This window comes from Allopontixanthobacter sp. (assembly GCF_034376665.1).
In the GTDB taxonomy this organism is placed as follows: Bacteria; Pseudomonadota; Alphaproteobacteria; order Sphingomonadales; family Sphingomonadaceae; genus Allopontixanthobacter.
Window position 1 is genome coordinate 1 of the sequence record NZ_JAXMJI010000012.1, and the last position, 19,625, is coordinate 19,625.

The following is a 19,625-nucleotide window of genomic DNA, read 5'->3' on the forward strand; positions in this document are numbered from 1 at the left end:
GATCTGGGGCATTACGAACGCTTCACCGGTGTCTCGGCCCGGCAATCGGACAATGTCACCAGCGGCTGGATCTACCAGAAGATCATCGCCCGTGAACGTCGCGGCGATTACCTCGGTGCGACCGTGCAGGTAATCCCGCACGTGACCGACGCCATCAAGCAGTTCGCGCTGGCGGAAACCGAGGATCTCGATTTCGTATTGTGCGAAATCGGCGGCACCGTGGGCGATATCGAATCGCTGCCCTTCATGGAAGCGATCCGCCAGCTCAGGAACGAACTTGAACCGTTGCAGACGCTCAGCGTCCATGTCACGCTGGTGCCCTATATCGCGGCGGCGGGTGAGTTGAAGACCAAGCCGACCCAGCATTCGGTGCGCGAGCTGGCCGGACTCGGAATTCAGCCGGACATCCTGCTGTGCCGCAGCGAACATTTCATTCCGCAGACCGAGCGCAACAAGATTGCCCAGTTCTGCAACGTGCGGCCGGAAGCGGTCATTCCCGCGCTCGACGCGCCGTCGATCTATTCGGTGCCGCTGCAATATCACGAGGAAGGTCTGGATACCCAGGTCCTGCGCGGCTTCGGGATCACCGATGCGCCGGAGCCCGATCTTGCCCGCTGGCTCGACGTGACGGACCGGTATTTCCATCCCGAAGGCGAGGTAACGATTGGCGTGGTCGGCAAGTACGTCGGCCTGCAGGACGCCTATAAATCCCTCAACGAAGCGCTGATCCACGGCGGCCTTGCGAACCGGGTGAAAGTCAACATCCGCTGGATCGATGCCGAGATTTTCGAGCAGGAGGATGGCGACATCACCGCCCAGCTGGAACCGCTCCATGCAATTCTGGTCCCGGGCGGTTTTGGCGAACGTGGCTCGGAAGGCAAGATTGCCAGCGTCCGCTTCGCCCGCGAACGCCGGGTACCGTTTTTCGGCATTTGCCTGGGTATGCAGATGGCCTGTATCGAAGGCGCGCGGGCGGTTGGCCACAGCGCCGCTTCCTCCACGGAGTTCGGTGTCACCGATGAACCGGTGGTCGGGATCATCACCGAATGGATGAGCAAGGAAGGTCTGCAGCAACGCGAAGCGGGCGGCGATCTTGGCGGGACGATGCGTCTTGGCGCCTACCCCGCCAAACTGGCGGGCAATAGCCACATCAGCGCCATCTATGGCGGCGCAACCGAGATTTCAGAGCGCCATCGCCATCGCTACGAAGTAAATGTTGCGTATCGTGAGGCCCTCGAATCCGACGGGCTGGTGTTTTCCGGAATGTCCCCGGACGGGTTGCTGCCGGAAATCGTCGAGCGGCCCGATCATCCCTGGTTTGTCGGCGTACAATTCCATCCGGAATTGAAGTCACGCCCGTTCGACCCGCATCCGCTGTTCAGCGGGTTTATTGCCGCAGCGTTAAACCAGTCCCGACTGGTCTGAACTTTTTCTGTAAGCAGCGGCGGGGCGAAGCGTATTCTGCGCAATTCCTCCACGCTGTTCGACTTCGGCTAACTGCCGCCGCGAACGCGCGAATCTGTCTCAGGTTAACCATCTGGATTTATGTTGTTTCTTTTTTCGTTATCCTGATGCATTATAGTTTCATCAAGCAATTCCCCTGGGGGCGCGGTCGAATTGCTTGAGGGGGGATAATTATCAGCTTGTCCCGGGCTTCATCGTCTTCTGCGACCCGGACGATGAGACCCTGGCTTGGCGGCATTTCGGTGCTGCGGGGGCGATTCCTTGTGATTCGCCCCCATTCAATTCCACAAAATAAAAGCGGCCCGCTCCAACAGGAGCGAGCCGCTGCTGTTCAATCAATCGCGATAATCAGGCCGCGTTGGCTTCGCCTTGGGCGATTTTGCCTTGAACTTCGTCATCGGACTTGACGATTTCGAGGTTCGTGTGACCGTTGACCGCAATTTTCTTCGGCTTCATCGCCTCCGGCACTTCGCGCACGAGGTCGATATTCAGTAGGCCGTCTTCCAGCCGGGCGTTCTCCACTCTTCCGAAATCGGCCAGTTCGAACCGGCGTTCGAACCCTCTGTTGGCGATGCCGAGATGCAGCATTTCGCCATCGACTTCGCTTTCGTCGCGCTTCTTTCCCTGCACGATCAGCAGGTTCTGCTGCGCGGTGATGTCGATATCGGCGGGTTTGAAGCCGGCTACGGCGAGCGTGATGCGGTAATTGTCTTCGCCCTGCTTCTGGAGGTTGAAGGGCGGGTAATTGTCACCGCCGCCGCTGTTGCGGGCCTGGCTTTCGAGCAGGTCGAACAGGCGGTCGAAACCTACGGTGGAACGGCGGTAAGGGGTAAAATCAAGACGTGACATCGGTACAAATTCTCCTTTGAGCAATTTGACTGGACATGACCCGCATTGCGGCACCATGTCAGCGAAACACCCGTGCCCATTGCGGCGCGCGGGAGTGACACTAAAATAGGAAATCACCTGCGCCTTGCAAGATTTCCAGGCATCAAAAATGCACACGCCTCCAGAAGGAAACAGAATGAGTACCCCAACAATCGATATCTATACCAAATTCGGTTGCGGATATTGCTATCGCGCCAAGCAGTTACTCAAGCGCAAGGGCGTTGCGTTCAACGAACACGACATAACTCTGGGCGGCCCGAAGAAGGCCGAGATGCAGTCCCGCGCTCCCTTAGCGCGAACCGTGCCGCAAATCTTCATCGGCGATACCCACGTAGGCGGTTCGGACGAACTGGCCGCGCTGGAACGCAGCGGCAAGCTCGACCAGATGCTGGCATAGGACCAGTCTGCCAGATGCCCCGTGCCGCGATCCTGCAAATGACCTCCGGGATCGATCCGGCGAACAACGCTGCGGCACTTGTCGCGGCGGTAGCGGAAGCTAAATCGGGCGGAGCGGACATCCTGTTCACTCCCGAAATGTCCGGACTGCTCGACCGCGACCGGACCCGCGCCGGGCCGAAGATCGTTGCCGAGGCCGAAGACCCGGTTCTGGCAGTCGTCCGCAATGCCGCCCGTGAACACGAAGTGTGGGTCGCACTCGGGTCGCTGGCTGTTGCGGTGCAGGGCGAGGGGGCCCCAAAAACCTGGGTCAACCGTTCGCTCCTGATCGATGACAAGGGACGGATCGCCGCGCGCTACGACAAGATGCATATGTTCGACGTCGATCTGGAAAGCGGCGAAAGCTGGCGCGAATCCGGCGCCTACACTGCCGGCGATGAAGTGGTGACCGCACAAACTCCGGTCGGCAGGCTCGGCCTGACGGTCTGCTATGATCTGCGCTTTCCCGCACTGTTCGATGCGTTGGGCCGAGCTTCTTGCGATGTCCTTGCCATTCCGGCAGCGTTCACCGTTCCCACCGGCCGCGCGCATTGGCACGTGCTGCAGCGTGCCCGCGCCATCGAGGCCAGCGCCTTCGTGATCGCCGCAGCACAGGTCGGCGAACATGAAGACGGGCGCAGGACCTATGGCCACAGCCTGGTTGTCGATCCGTGGGGCGAAGTGTTGCTGGATATGGGCGTAGAGGCGGGGCTGGGCTTCGCCGAGATCGACCTTTCGCGCATCGCAGAGGTTCGCAAGCAGCTTCCCAGCCTTGCCAATCGGCGCGAAATGCCCAAATCGCTTACGTAATGATCGTATTCGACCTTTGCTGCGCTGCCGGACACCGATTCGAAGGCTGGTTCGCTTCGTCCGCCGACTTCGTTTCGCAGGGGGAAAGCGGTCTGCTGACTTGCCCCGAATGCGGATCCCCGGATGTGGCAAAGGCCCCGATGGCGCCGTCTGTCCCGGCAAAAGGCAACCGGCGCAGCGAAGTGGCTCCCAGCGCCAACTCGGTGCGGCCAGTATCAAATGCCGAAATGGAACCCGAAGTGGTAAAGGCGATGAAGGCGCTCGCAAAGGCGCAGGCGAAGGCGCTCAAGGACAGCACCTGGGTCGGGGACAAATTCGCCGAGAAATCGCGTGCGATGCATTATGGCGAGGCCGACAGCGCGACGATCCACGGTCAGGCGACGCTGAAGGAAGCGAAGGAACTGGCAGACGAGGGGATTGCTGTCGCGCCGTTGCCATTCCCGATCGCCCCGCCGGAAGATCTGAACTGATTGCAAGCGCGCGGCGACCGCTCTAAACGACGCTGCGAGTGCGCCCGTAGCTCAGCCGGATAGAGCACCAGATTCCTAATCTGGGGGCCACAGGTTCAAATCCTGTCGGGCGCACCAGGATCTCGTGAAAATAGATCCGGATCACTTGTTGGTGGTGGCGCTTTGAAACCCGTGATATATGAATGACCTCTTTCGCGTTGAGGGGGCAATGCGGCCATGATCGATCTAGCCGATTTTACATTTTTCAATTCGATCCCGTCACCATTTTCTGATGGCACATCGCAATGATGGGGCGGCTTTGGCTAATTCCTTTTGCGGGGATGTGCATCTACTCTGCGGTACTTTTAGGCATCGAAGCGTCGACGTCCCAGGATGTCGCTCGGATTTACTTCACGGATATCGGTATGCCATCCAAGCCCGGACGGTTTGCACCGGCCACCGGCCACATAGGTTATGGTGTAAACACGAGCCTTTCGGCATTCTTGTTCGAATGCGCTGGGGCATTCGCTATCTTTGCCGCTCTTGCGGATCGGAAGCCTTACTCAAGAGCAGCGTTATTCTTTTTCCTTCAGGGGCTTATCTTCGTGTACTTGGGACTTGATGATCGCTTCATGCTTCACGAGCGGTTAGGGGCGATGCTGAACATTTATTCGTCCATTGTCCTTATCCTCGCCGTAATCTTGAATGCGCTTCTGTATTTATGGCTTTTTAGAAGTTCCTATTTCAACGGCAGAATGGTGATATTGCTTTTGGTCGCCGGTGGTTTGAGCGGTGCAATGCTCGCCGTCGATTTTGTCTGGCCGAAGGATATGGTGCTCCGGTTGAGCGTTGAGGACCTCCTCAAGAGTTGGTCGGGCTTCTTTTTCCTGTTGTTTGCCTGGGAGGCTGCACGATTTCGTCTGGTCGGGCAGCCGCAGGGCGAACGCGCTGCAAGATTTCCAGACAGTTTGATTTCGAAAGTTCCCGCCCGCTGGCGAGATCGCTTTACTGCTTAGGCGCTGACCTTCGGGACTTACGAGGCACTAAGTCCAAGCGGTTCACTTGCGGATCAATCCAGCATCAGTGGTCCGTGGTTGAGATGGGGCAGCACGTGCCGCGCGAACAGGTTCAGCGCTGGTCATGGCAAATCCTCTCCGCGTGAGGCGACCAGCACGTCGTACCAGTCGTTCCTCGCCCATGTGATGTCATAAGCGGTTGCCGCTTCGGCAATCCGCCTCGGGTTCTGGGTGCCCACAATCGGGATGATCCCGGCGGGGTGTGCCATCAGCCAGCTGTATGCGGCAGCGGTGCGGCTGGCACCCTGCGGCTGGGCCACTCGATCGAGCGCCGCCGCAACCGTTTGCTCGCGGGCGCTTTGCGGATCGGCAATCCGGCCGCCGCCCAGCGGCGACCATGCCAGAACCGCCATTCTGTGCTGCATGGCCATGTCGAGTTCGCCGTTCTCGAGCGGGTTGAGGCATAGCGCGGAAATCTCCGGCTGCGTGCTCGCCAACGGCAGTTCGAGAAATGCCTGCAAGGCTTCGATCTGCGGGCGGGTGAAATTCGACACGCCCAGCGCGCGAATTTTTCCGGCCCTGACCGCGCGGTGCAATGTCTCGGCAATCTCGTGCGGATGGGTGAGGATATCGGGGCGGTGGATCTGCCACAGATCCATCCTGTCGGTACCAAGCCGGGCAAGCGAGGCATCGATCGCGGCGGTGAGGTAGGCGGCGCTGCTGTCATAGGGACGCGGCGGCAGGATTCCGCCTTTCGACGCCAGCACCATCCTGCGGCGGAGCGAAGGGTTTTCGGTAAATATGCAGCCCAACAAGCTCTCTGCGTTGCCGAAACCGCCAGAGCCGTCGAAGCCATAGATATCCGCGGTGTCAAAAAAATCGATCCCGCTGTCGAGCGCCGCCTCGATCAAGCGCAGGCCTTCATCGGGCGAGCCGGTAAACCGCCACATTCCCCAGGCGAGGCCGGAAACTTCGATCCCGCTCGTGCCCAAGGGGCGCCGGCGCGGCGGGGATGGCAGTTGGGTCATGCTACTGGTCGATCCGTTCTGGTGTCTGCGGCAATCGTGCCGGGAAGGAGGGGGGCAACCGAATCGCGCTCGATCAACTCGTGCTGCAGGCGGCGGTGAACAAGGGTTTGCCCGGTCAGTAGCAGTTCGGTCACGGGGGATGACAGGATGCTATCACCAGGTCGGTTCCGAGCGAATATTGATCCTGGCATTCGGCAAACTCCACCTGGTCGGGGTAATGCAGAAGCAGCGGCCGTTGCAAGGGCAGCCCGGTTTCCGCAGCTTCGCCGATCAGGTGGCGGAAGTAAGGGGCGTCCGGTCGATTGCCTTCGTGGCTGCGCAGCGCGAAAATTCGCTGATCGAACGCGGGTTGAAGGGGCGCTTCCCGCAAGGAAAGCGCCCCAGCCGGGTTGCCACGGGAACCCGGCGGCGGCAGACGGGGCTGACGTGCAACCGCTCGCGCATCTGGAGAAGAAAGTGATCCGTCCATGACCAGCATCGTTGCCTTGGGCGGAACCCCGCGTCCCGGTTCATCGACCGAGAAGATTCTCGCGATTGCCTGCCGGGCGGCCGAAGCGGCGGGGGCCACCATCACCCACTTCGACGGTGCCTATATGAGCTCCCTGCCGTTCTACGGCGGTCCCGGCCACAGCAAGGAAGCGGGCGAGGAAATGGTTGCTGCCCTGCGCGCGGCGGACGGGGTGCTGATCGCATCCCCCGGCTATCACGGCAGTATCTCCGGTCTGGTCAAGAATGCGCTCGATTATATCGAGGACCTGTCCACCGACACGCGGCCCTATCTCCACGGACGGCCGGTGGGTCTCATCGCAACGGCCTTCGGCCATCAGGCGGCAATGAGCACGCTGCTGACCCTGCGCACGATCGCCCACGCCTTGCGCGGCTGGCCCACGCCGGTCGGCGCGGCGATCCGCACCACTCCGGAGACCTTCGATGAAAGCGGCGCCATTCTCGACGCCGGAGCACGGATCCAGCTGGAGCTCGTCGGGCAGCAGGTTGCCGGAGCCATGGGGAGGCTGACGTGAAGACTGCTGCCGGGCTGCACGCAATCGGCGAGCATCTATCCGCGGGCGGCATAGTGATCCTGTCCGGCGATGCCTTGCGCGAAGGCGATCTCGACTTCGCCATGGCCGCGAGCCGGGTGACGGCAGAGGCGATCAACTTCATGGCGCGCCACGGACGCGGCCTGATCTGCCTCGGGCTGACGCAGGAACGCGCTGCGGAACTGGGGATTACGCTGCAGAACCGCGGAACCACTGCCGACAGCGGCCGACCCTTCGGCGTTTCGATCGAGGCGAAGCACGGGGTCGATACGGGTATCTCGGCCCATGACCGCGCGCATACGATCGCGGTCGCGATGGCCAGCGACGCCCGCGCGGGCGATCTGGTCAGCCCCGGTCATGTCTTCCCTCTGATTGCGCATCCCGGCGGGGTCGAGGCACGCCTTTCCACGCTGGAAGCGGGCATCGCACTGTGCCGGAATTTCGGCCTGGGAGACGGAGTGGTGCTGTGCGCCATCCTGCGCGCGGACGGGACAATGGCACGGGTGGAAGATATGGCGGAATTCGCCGGGGCCCATGCCACCCCGATTGTCGACATCACGGCGCTGGTTGGTGGCTGACCGGAGCCGATGACTGGCAGGACTATTCGTTGGCGGAATGCAGCCAATCTGCATGGCGCGGGGCCTTTTTTGTCAGGCTCCATTCCTCCAGCATCGGCATCGCCACTCGCTTCAATTCGGCATATTGTTCGGGAGTTCCGATGTCGGCCGCCAGTTCGATGCGGTGGCCGTTGGGATCGAAGAAATAGATCGATTTGAAGATGCCGTGGTGCGTCGGTCCGAGCACGTCGATGCCTTCGCTTTCGATATGCTTCTTCGCGGCGAGCAATTCTTCCTCCGAACCGACCTTGAACGCGAGGTGCTGGACCCAAACCGGCGTGTTTCCGTCGCGGCCCATTTCCGGCTGCGTGGGAAGCTCGAAAAATGCCAGGACATTGCCGTTCCCGGCGTCCAGGAAGACATGCATATAGGGGTCGTGTTCACCGGTGGAGGGCACCTTGTCTTCTGAGAAGGCAGAGGTGTATTCCATCCCCAGCACGCGGTCGTACCATTCGACCGTTTCCTTCGCATCCCGGCAGCGATAGGCGGCATGGTGGACGCCGCCGAGTTTGATCGGATGGCCCGTTTTGCTGTGATCGGATGTCATTCTGCGGGCTCCTTCTCGGCCCCCTTGAGGGTACCCCGTTTCAGCTGGTCCGCCTCGATCGACTTGAACAGCGCGGTAAAATTGCCTTCGCCAAACCCTTCGTCCTTCTTGCGCTGGATGAATTCAAAAAACACCGGGCCGATGGTGGTCTGGCCGAAAATCTGCAGCAGCAGGCGGGGATCGTTGTTTTCGGTCGATCCGTCGAGCAGTATGCCGCGTTTGCGCAATTCCTCCACCGGTTCGCCGTGGCCCGGCAGGCGGTCCTCGAGCATTTCGTAATAGGTTGCGGGCGGGGCGCTGGCGAAGGGAGTGCCGAAGGCTTTCAGCTTGTCCCACGACGCGTAGAGGTTATCGCTCGACAGAGCGATATGCTGGATGCCTTCGCCGTTATATTGGCGCAGATATTCCTCGATCTGTCCGCCGCCGCCCGCGCCTTCTTCATTCAACGGAATACGAATCTTGCCATCCGGCGCAGTCATTGCTTTCGATGTCAGGCCGGTATATTCCCCCTTGATGTCGAAATAGCGGATTTCGCGGAAATTGAAGATGCGTTCATAGAACGCCGCCCAATGCGCCATCCGGCCGCCATAGACATTGTGGGTCAGGTGATCGATCACTTTCATGCCTGCGCCGACCGGCCATTTTTCGGTCCCGTCTTCATAGATGAAATCAATGTCGTATATCGACAGGCCTTCGTGATGTTCGTCGGCATAGCGGTCGACCAGGTAAATCAGGGAATGGCCGATGCCGCGAATTGCAGGAATGCGCAGTTCCATCGGTCCGGTCTGTGTTTCGGCCGGTTCAGCGCCGCGTTCCAGCGCTGTTTCATAGGCCTGTTTCGCGTCGCGGACACGGAATCCCATCCCGCAGGCAGAGGGGCCATGCTCGGCAGCGAAATAGGCGGCGGGGCTTTTCGGTTCGTAATTGGCGATCAGATTGATCCCGCCCTGCCGCCACAATTGGACGTCCTTGGAACGGTGGCGCGCGACCATGGAGAAGCCCATCGCTTCGAATACCGGTTCGAGCGTACCCTTTTCCGGCGCGCTGAATTCGACGAATTCGAAGCCATCGAGGCCAATGGGATTTTCAAACAGGTCAGCCATGGAAACGTCCTAAACTAGTTACATCAGTAACTATATACACCATCAAGGACCCTCGTGTCAAAGCTCCGCTCGGTCCTGTTCCGCCGCCCCGGACACAAATAGCACTTGAATAGACCGTTCAACTATGATTCTAGATGGTTAATGACACGCCAGTCGCACAAGATCAGTTTGCCCAGGGAGAAATGGACCCAGGGCCTTGCGCTGGCGCTTCTGCTGCTGATCGGCGGCTTGGCGATTGCGGGTCCCAGCGGTCTGCTGGCGTGGAGCGAAAACCTCCAGCTGCTGGAGCAACGTCAGGCGCACATTTCCAAGCTGAAGCAGGAGCGCGCAGCGCTGGCAAATCAGGTCGCCCTGTTAAATCCGGAGAACGCCGATCCCGACAGGGTCGGCGAGCGTCTGCGCCGGGATTTCAACGTCGTCCACGAGGACGAGGTGGTCCTGATCCTCGACGAAGAATGAGCCTTCCGCTTTGCTGGACAGCGCCTGCAAATGAATGGCCAACCTTGCGACGCTAATGGGATTTCGTATGCATAGACGTTGCGCCAACCGCGGGGTTGCGTCATAGCTTGCAGCATAATCCAGCGTAGCAGGCTCGCCGCCCGGTAGCGCAAGAAAACGTCATTTTGAGGATCCCAGCATTGGCCAAACCCGCCCAGAAAGCCGCCTCCCCAACCGCGTCGAAACCTGCCCCGAAGCCCGCAGCGAAGTCCGCAGCAAAGCCGGCGGCCAAACCGAAGGCGCGCGGCAAGTCGGTCGAGAGTGATGAGGATTTCGCGCTGCGCAGCCTCCAGATGGTGCATGAGGAAAACAAGCGGTTCGATGCAAGCGACGAACAATTGCTGCAATTCTACGAACAAATGCTGCTGATCCGGCGGTTCGAGGAAAAAGCGGGTCAGCTCTACGGTCTTGGCCTCATCGGGGGCTTCTGCCACCTTTACATCGGCCAGGAAGCGGTTGCCGTCGGTCTCCAGTCTGCTCTCACGGAAGGTCTCGACAGCGTAATCACCGGATACCGCGATCATGGCCATATGCTGGCCTACGGGATCGATCCGAACGTGATCATGGCCGAACTGACCGGGCGCCAGGCAGGTATTTCCAAGGGCAAGGGCGGGTCGATGCACATGTTCTCGACCGAGCATAAATTCTATGGCGGTCACGGCATCGTCGGCGCGCAGGTTTCGCTCGGCGGCGGATTGGCGCTGGCGCATAAGTACCGCGAAGATGGCGGGCTGTGTCTCGCCTATTTCGGCGACGGCGCGGCGAACCAGGGCCAGGTTTACGAGACATTCAACATGGCCGCACTGTGGAAGCTTCCGATTGTGTTCGTGATCGAGAACAACGGCTACGCGATGGGCACCGCCGTCAAGCGCAGCAGCGCGGAAACCGAATTCTACCGCCGGGGCACGGCGTTTCGCATTCCCGGCATGGATGTGAACGGAATGGATGTGCTGGAAGTGCGCGCCGCCGCCGAAATCGCCTTTGCCCATGTGCGCGAAGGCAAGGGGCCGGTGCTGATGGAACTCAACACCTATCGCTATCGAGGGCATTCCATGTCCGATCCGGCCAAATACCGCACCAGGGAAGAAGTGCAGGACCAGCGCGAACACAACGATCCGATCGAACGGATCAAGAAAGAACTGGCCGAACGCGGCAAGACCGAAGATGAAATCAAGGCAATCGACAAGGCTATTCGCGCGCGTGTGGCGCAGGCCGCCGATTTCGCCGAGAATTCGCCCGAACCGGATCCCGCCGAACTCTATACCGACGTGCTGGTGGAGTCCTACTGATGGCCGTTGAACTGAAGATGCCCGCGCTTTCCCCCACGATGGAGGAAGGTACCTTGGCCAAATGGCTGGTCAAGGAAGGCGATCATGTCGGCCCCGGCGATATCCTGGCCGAGATTGAAACCGACAAGGCGACGATGGAATTCGAAGCCATCGATGAAGGCACTGTCGGCAAGATCCTGATCGAGGAAGGGACCGAAAATGTTGCTGTGGGCACGGTGATCGCCATGCTCTCCAGCGATGACGACGATGGGAGCGAGGCACCGGCACCGGCTCCGACACCCGCATCATCGGAAAAAGATGAAGACCTCGGGGAGGGCAAGGACGTCGGCCGCGAAGCGAGCGAAGCCGAGATCACCAAACCTGTCGCAACCAAGGCCAAGCGCGATCCCGAAATCCCGCACGGCACCAACATGGCGAACATCTCCGTGCGCGAGGCGCTGCGTGACGCGATGGCCGAAGAAATGCGCCGTGACGAGCGCGTGTTCGTGATGGGTGAAGAAGTCGCCGAATATCAGGGTGCCTACAAGGTAACGCAGGGCCTGCTCGCGGAGTTCGGCCCCAAGCGCGTCATCGACACGCCGATTACCGAATATGGTTTTGCCGGGATCGGCACCGGAGCGGCGATGGGCGGCCTGCGCCCAATAGTCGAATTCATGACCTTCAATTTCGCAATGCAGGCGATCGACCACATCATCAATTCCGCGGCGAAGACCAATTATATGTCTGGCGGTCAGATGCGATGCCCGGTGGTGTTCCGCGGCCCGAATGGCGCGGCCAGCCGCGTCGGTGCGCAGCACAGCCAGAATTACGGCCCGTGGTATGCCAGCGTACCGGGCCTGATCGTGATCGCACCCTATGATTCTGCCGACGCCAAGGGCCTGATGAAAGCAGCCATCCGCTGCGATGACCCGGTAGTTTTCCTCGAAAACGAACTGGTTTACGGTCGCAGTTTCGAACTCCCCGAACTGGACGATCACGTGCTGCCGATCGGCAAGGCGCGGATCATGCGCGAAGGCTCCGATGTGACCATCGTATCCTATTCCATTGGAGTCGGAATGGCGCTCGAAGCGGCGGAGAAACTGGCGGAAGAGGGCATCGATGCCGAAGTGCTCGATCTTCGCACTTTGCGCCCGCTGGACAAGCAGGCGGTGCTGGACAGCTTGGCCAAGACCAACCGCGTCATCGTGGCGGAAGAAGGCTGGCCGACTTGCTCCATCGCGTCCGAAATCATCTCGATCTGCATGGAAGACGGGTTCGACCACCTCGATGCGCCCGTCCTGCGGGTGTGCAATGTCGATGTGCCGCTGCCCTATGCCGCCAATCTGGAGAAGATCGCGCTGCTCAACAGCGGCGCGATTGTCGAAGCAGCGAAGAAGGTTACCTACCGCTGAGGGTGTTTGGCGTCAGGCTCAGCTAGGATCGCTGCTACCAGAGCAGCGGATCCACTCATGCGCCCGAACTGGACCGATTCTAGGGTTCGATCAAATCACCGGTGTCGCCATCGGCATCGACGACAAAAATGGGGCGTGAATAGGAAATTGTCGTATCGGGAAGATCGATAAACGGCAGGACGTCGTTCGGTGTGTAGGCAATCCGAACGGTGATTTCCTTGGCGCCCGTTACCCTTGATACAGGTTCGGTCGTGGTGGTGACTTCCAGCAGGTCGGGATTCAGCAGATAAGGCGCATTGACTCCGACGCCGCGGACGACCGACTGGATGTCCTGGTTGGCCATGTCGTTGCCCTTCTGGAACTCGATCATCACCAACCTGCCGGCATCCGAAGTGAGAGACCGAACCGCATTGTAATTCTGCAGATATATGCCGGTCTGAAACACGCCGAACATCATCGTTATCAGCAGCGGTCCGAGCAGGGCAAATTCGATTGCAATTGCTCCACTACGATCACCGATCAGGTGCCGGAAGTTTTTCCTGTTTGTCATGATAACAGCACCACCATGCGATTGACCTGCAAATTGACTGGCCCGCCCACGCCAAATTGCGTCCAGACCGGCGTATAGGTGTCTCTGATCACGATATTAACATAGGAAGTGACGACCGCACCCGTCGGGCAATTTTCCTTGGCGGACACGCGATTTGTGCTGGCGTTGCACCGATACATCCGCGTCACCGTTACTTTGTCTGGCGGAAGATCGAGCGAATCTGCGATGATGTCTCTAATCTGGTCAGCGTTGGTCGCGGCACCTTGTGCGGCAGCCATGGCAATGGTTTCTCCCTCGGAAGCGCCGGATTGGAGTTGATGCTGGCGCGACACGATGGTGCCGGCTTCGAATGTCCCGAGGGCCATCAAGATAAGCACCGGCGCCACGATCGCGGTTTCGATTGCCATGGAACCGCGCAGGTCGCGCAGCAGATCGTGGATGCGATGTGCCATGATCATGCCACCAACCTGACGCTGGCTACCGAACTGCCGACTGAGGTCGTGCTGTCCGGCGGGCACAGCGTTTCCAGCTTGGCGTTGCCGAGAACCTTGATCTTGTAGGCCGAGATTTGCAGGCATTGCGCGGTTACATTGGCAGTCCCGTTCACCGTCAGCGTTCCGTTGGGGAAATACATCAGCCCCTCGATCAGCGAATTGGAATTCCCATTCAGCTGATGGCCCGGCTCGGGCGGTGAACTATTGCGGTCTTCGAAGATGAGGATATCGGCCAGCCGATTTGCATCTTCCGCATAGATCGTACCTTCGTAGAAAGAGGCCCCTGGCGGGGAGAGGGAAATCCGATTGTTGTTGCCATTCCCTCCCAACTTCAACCTGGCACCGTTTTTGAGAACGAAGACGACGCCAAGTCCGGTTACGTTGTAGTTGGCTGACAGGTCAAGGAGGCCGCCATCGATGACGTAAATTCCCTGGTTCAACACGGTTGTGCACGACACTATGAGGCTCGAATAGGTGCCGGCTTGCAGAGAAGCCTGCCTGTTGCCGCCTTGTCCGGCACAATTATACGTGCGCTGACGGTCATCAGTTGGCGGATCAAGGTCCGCGTAGATGTCCTTGAGACCGGTGGCCCCTTCGGTGACGACGCCTTCGTTTTCCTCGGGCACTGTGGCCTTGCCGCAGGTCACGATTGAGTCGGTGTCGACAATCGCAGAAGAATCGATCACCACCGCATCATCGGAACAGGACAATGCTGCCAGACCGCATTTCGCAGAAACCGTCGCATTCCCGCCAATATCCAGGGAGGTGCCATTTTCCGCCAGAGCGACAAGGCAGGCCTGATACGTACCCCCCGGTGCGAACGAGGCTTGCGCCGTTGCCCGAATGGTGACCGCGCTGCCAGTTAGGAAACTGCTGAAAGGCAGCGACTTGGTCGCTGTGGCGCGAACAATCACGCTGTTGTTTGTACCCGCGGCGTAATTGGCGATGGATATGGACGGGACCTCCGAGGCGAAACCCTTCACCTTGTCGAGATTAGCTTCATATTCCTGCTTCGCACGGGTTTCAAAATAGTCCTTAGAATCCTCATGCGCCAGAGCCAATGCGCCGGCATAGGCCGCCTGATCGACAGAATGCTGGAGTTCCCGTTTCCACATATACCATTGCGCGGTGTCTACGCCAAAGCCCGCTCCGCCGATGAGCGCAGGCATCCCGATTGCAACGAGCATTGTGGCATTGCCGCTCAGATTTGAGCGGATCTTGCCAACGAAGCGACGGATTGCCCCCATCAGAAGTACCTTCCCGTTCAGGATTCCAATTGATTAGACCGGGCATTACGTTGGGATTGGTAACGGGTCTGATAAACTTCCTGGTTAAAAATTTCTTACGCCAACGCGGCAGCAGGCGAGTTGACTTGCCACGCCGGTCGTGGCGAGGGACATTTGATGGATGACCTTCGACCTGACGGATTACCGCCCCTGTATCGGCTGGCGCTGGCCTATTCGCCCGCACATCTCCGCTCGGTATACTTGTGCCTGATGGCCCTCGATCAAAAGCTCGCCCAGATTATCAGCCAGGCGAGCGAGCCGTTGCTGGCGCAAATGCGGCTGGCATGGTGGCGCGATCAGCTTGCGAAGCCCGCAGAGCAACGGCCGAACGGCGAACCGCTTCTGGTTGCCATCGGTGACGCCTGGGCCGGCGAGGAACCCGCCTTGCGGGCGCTTGTCGATGGGTGGGAGGAACTGCTGACCGATCCGCCATTGCCTGACAGTGCAGCAGAAAACTTCGCCGAGGGGCGCGCGGCAGCGTTTGCGGCCATTGCCCGGCTGGCGGGCGTGGACGATGGCCAAGGGGCTGTATCCCTGGCCGCGCGGCGCTGGGCACTGGCCGATCTGGCGGCCAAGACATCCGCCAGCGACGAAAGGGCCGGAGTGGTCGCAATAGGGCTGGCGTTGGGGAGCGATCCCGTCCGCCTGCCGCGCGCGATGCGGCCGTTGCTGGTGCTGGACGGTCTGGCGCGGACGTCCTTGGCGGCCGGCGGCGCGCCCCTGATGCAAGGCCGCCGCAACTTGTTGTCTACAATGCGGCTTGGTTTGTTCGGCAGGTAGTCTATGCTGCAGAAATCGCAGGGGAGTTTCGCAGATGAACCGGATTTTGCTCGGCGCGTTATGCGCGTTGATGCTGGTGGGCGTCGGGATGTTCTGGTGGCAAGGCAGGGCTGAAGTCGAACAAGGCGCGCCGCCGCCGCTTGCTCTGCCGGCGGAGCCATCAGGGCCGGAAATTCCGGTGTCGGATGCCGATGATCTGACCGGCCCCGCGCCGCCCGAAGCCACCGAACTCACACGCGAACAGCGCCGCTTCTTCCGCTACGACCAGAACCGGGACCGGATTATTACCCGTAACGAAATGCTGTCCAGCCGGACCGACGCATTCCGCAAACTGGATCAGGACGGCAACAATCTGCTGTCGTTCGAGGAATGGGCAGTGGCGACTGCGACCCGTTTCGATCAGGCCGACCGCAACCGGAACGGAAAACTAACGCCGGAAGAATTTGCAACCACCAGGCCGAAACCGGCCGCAAAGCCAGTCTGCCGCTGCTAGGCGGATACCAGCTCGCTCGCCATCAACCAGGCAGCGAAATCGCTCTTGCCGCGTGAGGTGTAGGCTTCCTTGCGGGATTTTCGGTTCACATCGTGCAGCGGCGGGAACAGGCCGAAATTGATGTTCATAGGCTGATAGGTGTCTGCCTCGGCATCCCCCGTGATATGCGCCAACAATGCGCCCATTGCTGTGGTTCGAGGCGGAGCCTGCCACGGCCTGCCGCTGATTTCCGCCGCCGCCATAAGCCCGGTCATCAGACCCACCGCCGCGCTTTCGACATAGCCTTCACAGCCGGTGATCTGGCCGGCGAAGCGGATATGCGGGGCCTGTTTCAAACGCAGTTCCCGGTCGAGCACCATCGGCGCGTTGAGGAACGTGTTACGGTGAAGTCCGCCCAGCCGCGCGAATTCGGCGTTCTGCAATCCGGGAATGGTGCGGAACAGTTCCACCTGCGCGGCATGTTTGAGCTTGGTCTGGAATCCAACCATGTTCCATAGCGTGCCAAGCTTGTTGTCCTGCCGCAATTGCACCACCGCATAGGGCCAGCGGCCTTGCGGAAATTCCGGACACGCCGTTTTCGGATCGTCCAGACCGACCGGCTTCATCGGCCCGTAGCGCAGCGTATCGACCCCGCGCGCAGCCATGACCTCGATCGGCATACAGCCTTCGAAATAGGGGGTGTTTTCCTCCCATTCCTTGAAGCTGGTTTTCTCCCCATCGATCAGACCCTGGTGGAACGCGAGATATTGCTCCTGGTTCATCGCGCAATTGATGTAATCCTTGCCCGCGCTGTCGGCGTCTCCCCCTGCGCTCGGCTTGTCCCACCGCGATTGGAACCAGCAGATGTCCATATCGATGCTGTCCCGGTGGACGATGGGCGCAATCGCATCGAAGAAGGCGAGGGCGTCCTGCCCGGTCGCGGCGCCGATGCTGTCCGCGAGCGAGGCGGCGGTGAGCGGACCGGTAGCGACAATCGTCAGGCCGCTGTCGGGCAGCGCGTCCACCCGTTCGCGGATTACGGTCACACCCGGATGTTCGTCCAGCGTGCGCTGCACGGCGGCAGAGAAGATGTCACGGTCCACCGCCAGCGCCGTTCCGGCGGGTACCCGGGCGGTTACCGCAGCGCGCATGATCAGCGAGTCCAGCCGTCGCATTTCGTGGTGCAGCAACCCGACGGCGTTCTTCTCGTCATCGTCGGAGCGGAAGGAATTGGAGCAGACCATTTCGGCCAGCGTGTCGGTGCTATGCGCCGGTGTGGTGCCGCCGCCGCCGCGCATTTCGGACAGGCGCACCTTGAAACCGCGCTGCGCCAGCTGCCATGCCGCTTCGCTTCCGGCCAGCCCGCCGCCGATGATGTGAATATCGTGCTTCATGCGCTTCAGTTAGGCATTGGCTGGTGAAGGGGCAAACGCCAATGCGCGGTTTGTTCGGAATTTCGCCGTCCTACGCACTGCCGGCTAGAGACGGGGCGAAACATTCGTTGTATTGCGCGCTTCACGACCGGGCCAGGGGCCACCCGGAACGTGGCGCGGCGCGGTCCGTGCTCCCATCAGGCTCAGGAGGTTTCATGCCGAGACGCGCGCTTGCCGAACACCGACCTTTTCTGCTGCTCAGCATCGCGGCGGCGATTGCCTATTACCTCACGGCGAATGGCCCCCTGCCGGGCACGGCATCGATGCTGGTCAAGGGGGCGGGGGTCGGCCTGCTCTCTGTCTATGCTTTGAGGCGGCACGCGGGCAACGATGCAAAGCTTCTCGCGCTGGTGATGGCCCTCGCGGCGATTGGTGACGTTGCAATGGAGATTGATTACGCGGTTGGCGGCGCGGCTTTCTTTGCCAGCCACTGCGCCGCGATGGCGCTGTACCTTCGGCATCGCCGTTCTGATATGAGCTCCAGCCAGCGGCTGTTCGCCGCCGCGTTGCTGATTTTCACACCGCTGATCGCATGGCTGCTCGTCGCCGCGAACGACGATGCCCTGCAGATCGCGATCTATGCGCTGGTGCTGGGCGGAATGGCAGGGTTGGCGTGGACGAGCAGCTTCCCGCGTTACCGGGTCGGGATGGGCGCGGTGCTGTTCGTCATTTCAGACTTGCTGATATTCGCGAGGATGGGGATTTGGGCGACCAGCCCAGTCCCCGGACACTTGATCTGGCCGACATATTATATCGGGCAATTTTTGATCGCGACCGGCGTGATCCAGACCTTGCGCAGCAACTCCGCAGGCGAATTGGGCGAACCCTGACCACAAATGGCTGGCAGCCCCCGGAAATCATTCCGGGGGCTCGTCGCCCGTCTCGTCACCTAGATCCTGATCGCGGTCGATCGTGCTTTCCGGCGCAGTGGGCTGAGTTTCGCGCCCGATCATTTCCTCGACGATCGCTTCTTCGGCTTCGTTTTCCGGCGCTTCGACCTCGTCGAGCCGGACTGCCCCGACGATCGTCTCGCCCTTCGCCACATCGAACAACTTCACGCCCGCGCTGGCACGGCCGATCACGCGAAGTGTGTCGAGGCCGATCCGGATCAGCTTGGCCTGGTCGGTCACCAGCATCAGCTGGTCCGCCTTGGTGGCGGTGAAGCTGGCGACCACCGGCCCGTTGCGGGCGATGTTGTCGATATTGGTAATGCCCATGCCCCCGCGGCCCGATTTGCGGTATTCATAGGCGGAGGACATCTTGCCGTACCCATTGGCGCAGACCGTCAGGATGAATTGTTCCGCCTCCGCCATTTCGGCGTGTTCGGGCGACAGTTCCGGCGCGTTCTCGTCCGCCTTCCACGGCGCCACGCGAAGATAGGCATCGCGTTCGTCGGGTGTGGCGGAACCGGCGTGGAGGATTGAGAGCGAAACGACCTCGTCGCCACTTTCCTTGAATTTCATGCCCCGGACCCCGGTGGATGTCCTGCTGACGAATTCGCGGACGTCTTCTCCGCTGAACCGGATTGCCTTGCCCATCTTGGTGGCCAGAAGCACATCGTCACCCGCTTCAAGCAGGGCCACGCCGATCAGCCTGTCGGTACTCGCATCGTCGAACCGCATGGCGAATTTGCCGTTGCTGGGGATATTGGCGAAGCTGTCCATGCTGTTGCGGCGGACATTGCCCTGCGCGGTGGCGAACACCACGGTAAGCGCGCCCCAGGTGGTTTCATCTTCGGGGAGGGGCAGGACAGTCCGGATCGATTCGCCTTCTGCCAGGGCTGGCAGCAGATTGACGATCGGCCGGCCTCGGGTGGTCGGGCCGCCTTCGGGCAGTTTCCACACTTTCAGCCGGTAAACCTTGCCTGCGGTGGAGAAGAACAGCACCGGATTGTGGGTGCTGGTGACGAACATTTCGCTCACCGCATCCTCGTCCTTGGTGGCCATTCCTGCGCGGCCCTTTCCGCCGCGATGCTGGGCGCGGAAGGCCGATAGAGGGGTGCGCTTGATATAGCCGTCAAGGGTGACGGTCACCA

At 60.5% G+C, this 19,625-nt stretch carries 23 protein-coding genes and 1 tRNA gene; 14 read left to right on the forward strand and 10 right to left on the reverse strand.

All coding sequences use genetic code 11. The features are described from left to right. On the forward strand, positions 1–1,425 hold a 1,425-nt coding region (locus U0988_RS01025; protein ID WP_322290796.1), incomplete at its 5' end, for a CTP synthase. A gap of 387 nt (positions 1,426–1,812) precedes the next feature. On the opposite strand, the gene U0988_RS01030 is transcribed toward U0988_RS01025, so the two are convergent. Next, a complete protein-coding gene (locus tag U0988_RS01030) occupies positions 1,813–2,313 on the reverse strand; it encodes an Hsp20 family protein (protein WP_322290797.1) in 501 nt (166 codons plus the stop codon). Positions 2,314–2,488: 175 nt separating this feature from the next. On the opposite strand from U0988_RS01030, the gene grxC reads away from it, so the two are divergent. From grxC to U0988_RS01055, 5 genes are all read left to right on the forward strand, one after another. Further along, a complete protein-coding gene (gene grxC, locus U0988_RS01035) occupies positions 2,489–2,749 on the forward strand; it encodes a glutaredoxin 3 (protein ID WP_322290798.1) in 261 nt (86 codons plus the stop codon). Positions 2,750–2,763: 14 nt separating this feature from the next. Further along, positions 2,764–3,597 carry a carbon-nitrogen hydrolase family protein gene (locus U0988_RS01040; RefSeq protein WP_322290799.1) on the forward strand — a complete coding sequence of 278 codons (834 nt, stop codon included), beginning with the start codon at positions 2,764–2,766 and terminating at the stop codon, positions 3,595–3,597. Beyond that, complete coding sequence (locus U0988_RS01045; RefSeq protein WP_322290800.1) at positions 3,597–4,067, forward strand: DUF1178 family protein; 471 nt, start codon at positions 3,597–3,599, stop codon at positions 4,065–4,067. The genes U0988_RS01040 and U0988_RS01045 overlap by 1 nt, the downstream gene beginning before the upstream one ends. A gap of 40 nt (positions 4,068–4,107) precedes the next feature. Continuing rightward, positions 4,108–4,184, forward strand: a tRNA-Arg gene (locus U0988_RS01050). Positions 4,185–4,351: 167 nt separating this feature from the next. Beyond that, positions 4,352–5,062, forward strand: a complete 711-nt coding sequence (locus U0988_RS01055) for a hypothetical protein (RefSeq protein ID WP_322290801.1) — start codon at positions 4,352–4,354, stop codon at positions 5,060–5,062. A gap of 122 nt (positions 5,063–5,184) precedes the next feature. On the opposite strand, the gene U0988_RS01060 is transcribed toward U0988_RS01055, so the two are convergent. Both U0988_RS01060 and U0988_RS01065 read right to left on the reverse strand, forming a co-directional pair. Continuing rightward, positions 5,185–6,090, reverse strand: a complete 906-nt coding sequence (locus U0988_RS01060) for an aldo/keto reductase (RefSeq protein WP_322290802.1) — start codon at positions 6,088–6,090, stop codon at positions 5,185–5,187. 130 nt (positions 6,091–6,220) lie between these two features. Beyond that, positions 6,221–6,568, reverse strand: coding sequence for a hypothetical protein (locus tag U0988_RS01065; RefSeq protein ID WP_322290803.1), 348 nt, complete (start codon positions 6,566–6,568; stop codon positions 6,221–6,223). Here U0988_RS01065 and U0988_RS01070 point away from each other — a divergent pair. Both U0988_RS01070 and U0988_RS01075 read left to right on the forward strand, forming a co-directional pair. After that, positions 6,558–7,112, forward strand: a complete 555-nt coding sequence (locus tag U0988_RS01070) for an NADPH-dependent FMN reductase (protein WP_322290804.1) — start codon at positions 6,558–6,560, stop codon at positions 7,110–7,112. The genes U0988_RS01065 and U0988_RS01070 overlap by 11 nt on opposite strands. Continuing rightward, complete coding sequence (locus tag U0988_RS01075) at positions 7,109–7,708, forward strand: 3,4-dihydroxy-2-butanone-4-phosphate synthase (RefSeq protein ID WP_322290805.1); 600 nt, start codon at positions 7,109–7,111, stop codon at positions 7,706–7,708. Before U0988_RS01070 ends, U0988_RS01075 begins: the two co-directional genes overlap by 4 nt. Before the next feature lie 22 nt (positions 7,709–7,730). On the opposite strand, the gene U0988_RS01080 is transcribed toward U0988_RS01075, so the two are convergent. Further along, a complete protein-coding gene (locus U0988_RS01080; protein ID WP_322290806.1) occupies positions 7,731–8,294 on the reverse strand; it encodes a VOC family protein in 564 nt (187 codons plus the stop codon). Then, positions 8,291–9,397: a 4-hydroxyphenylpyruvate dioxygenase gene (gene hppD / locus U0988_RS01085; protein ID WP_322290807.1), complete on the reverse strand. Its 1,107-nt coding sequence runs from the start codon at positions 9,395–9,397 to the stop codon at positions 8,291–8,293. Before hppD ends, U0988_RS01080 begins: the two co-directional genes overlap by 4 nt. Before the next feature lie 141 nt (positions 9,398–9,538). On the opposite strand from hppD, the gene U0988_RS01090 reads away from it, so the two are divergent. From U0988_RS01090 to U0988_RS01100, 3 genes are all read left to right on the forward strand, one after another. Beyond that, entirely contained in the window at positions 9,539–9,856 is a 318-nt protein-coding gene (locus U0988_RS01090) for a septum formation initiator family protein (protein WP_322290808.1), read from the forward strand. A gap of 179 nt (positions 9,857–10,035) precedes the next feature. Further along, positions 10,036–11,184 carry a pyruvate dehydrogenase (acetyl-transferring) E1 component subunit alpha gene (gene pdhA, locus U0988_RS01095; protein WP_322290809.1) on the forward strand — a complete coding sequence of 383 codons (1,149 nt, stop codon included), beginning with the start codon at positions 10,036–10,038 and terminating at the stop codon, positions 11,182–11,184. Continuing rightward, a complete protein-coding gene (locus tag U0988_RS01100) occupies positions 11,184–12,575 on the forward strand; it encodes a pyruvate dehydrogenase complex E1 component subunit beta (RefSeq protein ID WP_322290810.1) in 1,392 nt (463 codons plus the stop codon). Before pdhA ends, U0988_RS01100 begins: the two co-directional genes overlap by 1 nt. A gap of 79 nt (positions 12,576–12,654) precedes the next feature. Here U0988_RS01100 and U0988_RS01105 read toward each other — a convergent pair whose 3' ends face one another. From U0988_RS01105 to U0988_RS01115, 3 genes are read right to left on the reverse strand one after another with little or no spacing between them, the layout of a single operon-like run. After that, positions 12,655–13,125 (reverse strand): TadE family protein, encoded by a 471-nt coding sequence (locus U0988_RS01105; protein WP_322290811.1) that lies wholly within the window; start codon positions 13,123–13,125, stop codon positions 12,655–12,657. Then, positions 13,122–13,583, reverse strand: a complete 462-nt coding sequence (locus U0988_RS01110) for a TadE family protein (RefSeq protein ID WP_322290812.1) — start codon at positions 13,581–13,583, stop codon at positions 13,122–13,124. The genes U0988_RS01105 and U0988_RS01110 overlap by 4 nt, the downstream gene beginning before the upstream one ends. Beyond that, on the reverse strand, positions 13,580–14,806 hold the full coding sequence (locus U0988_RS01115; RefSeq protein WP_322290813.1) for a pilus assembly protein TadG-related protein: 1,227 nt from the start codon (positions 14,804–14,806) through the stop codon (positions 13,580–13,582). Before U0988_RS01115 ends, U0988_RS01110 begins: the two co-directional genes overlap by 4 nt. A 216-nt stretch (positions 14,807–15,022) precedes the next feature. On the opposite strand from U0988_RS01115, the gene U0988_RS01120 reads away from it, so the two are divergent. Together U0988_RS01120 and U0988_RS01125 are read left to right on the forward strand one after the other, a co-directional pair. Then, positions 15,023–15,685 carry a squalene/phytoene synthase family protein gene (locus U0988_RS01120; RefSeq protein WP_322290814.1) on the forward strand — a complete coding sequence of 221 codons (663 nt, stop codon included), beginning with the start codon at positions 15,023–15,025 and terminating at the stop codon, positions 15,683–15,685. Between the two features lie 34 nt (positions 15,686–15,719). Next, complete coding sequence (locus tag U0988_RS01125; protein ID WP_322290815.1) at positions 15,720–16,178, forward strand: EF-hand domain-containing protein; 459 nt, start codon at positions 15,720–15,722, stop codon at positions 16,176–16,178. Here U0988_RS01125 and trmFO read toward each other — a convergent pair. Next, the gene (gene trmFO / locus U0988_RS01130; protein WP_322290816.1) at positions 16,175–17,551 is read right to left on the reverse strand and encodes a methylenetetrahydrofolate--tRNA-(uracil(54)-C(5))-methyltransferase (FADH(2)-oxidizing) TrmFO; all 1,377 of its coding nucleotides are present in this window, start codon (positions 17,549–17,551) and stop codon (positions 16,175–16,177) included. The two genes, U0988_RS01125 and trmFO, sit on opposite strands and share 4 nt — an antisense overlap. 194 nt (positions 17,552–17,745) lie before the next feature. On the opposite strand from trmFO, the gene U0988_RS01135 reads away from it, so the two are divergent. Then, positions 17,746–18,420, forward strand: coding sequence for a lysoplasmalogenase (locus tag U0988_RS01135; RefSeq protein WP_322290817.1), 675 nt, complete (start codon positions 17,746–17,748; stop codon positions 18,418–18,420). A gap of 27 nt (positions 18,421–18,447) precedes the next feature. On the opposite strand, the gene U0988_RS01140 is transcribed toward U0988_RS01135, so the two are convergent. Then, the coding region (locus U0988_RS01140; RefSeq protein WP_322290818.1) for a DNA gyrase C-terminal beta-propeller domain-containing protein at positions 18,448–19,625 on the reverse strand (1,178 nt) is incomplete at its 5' end.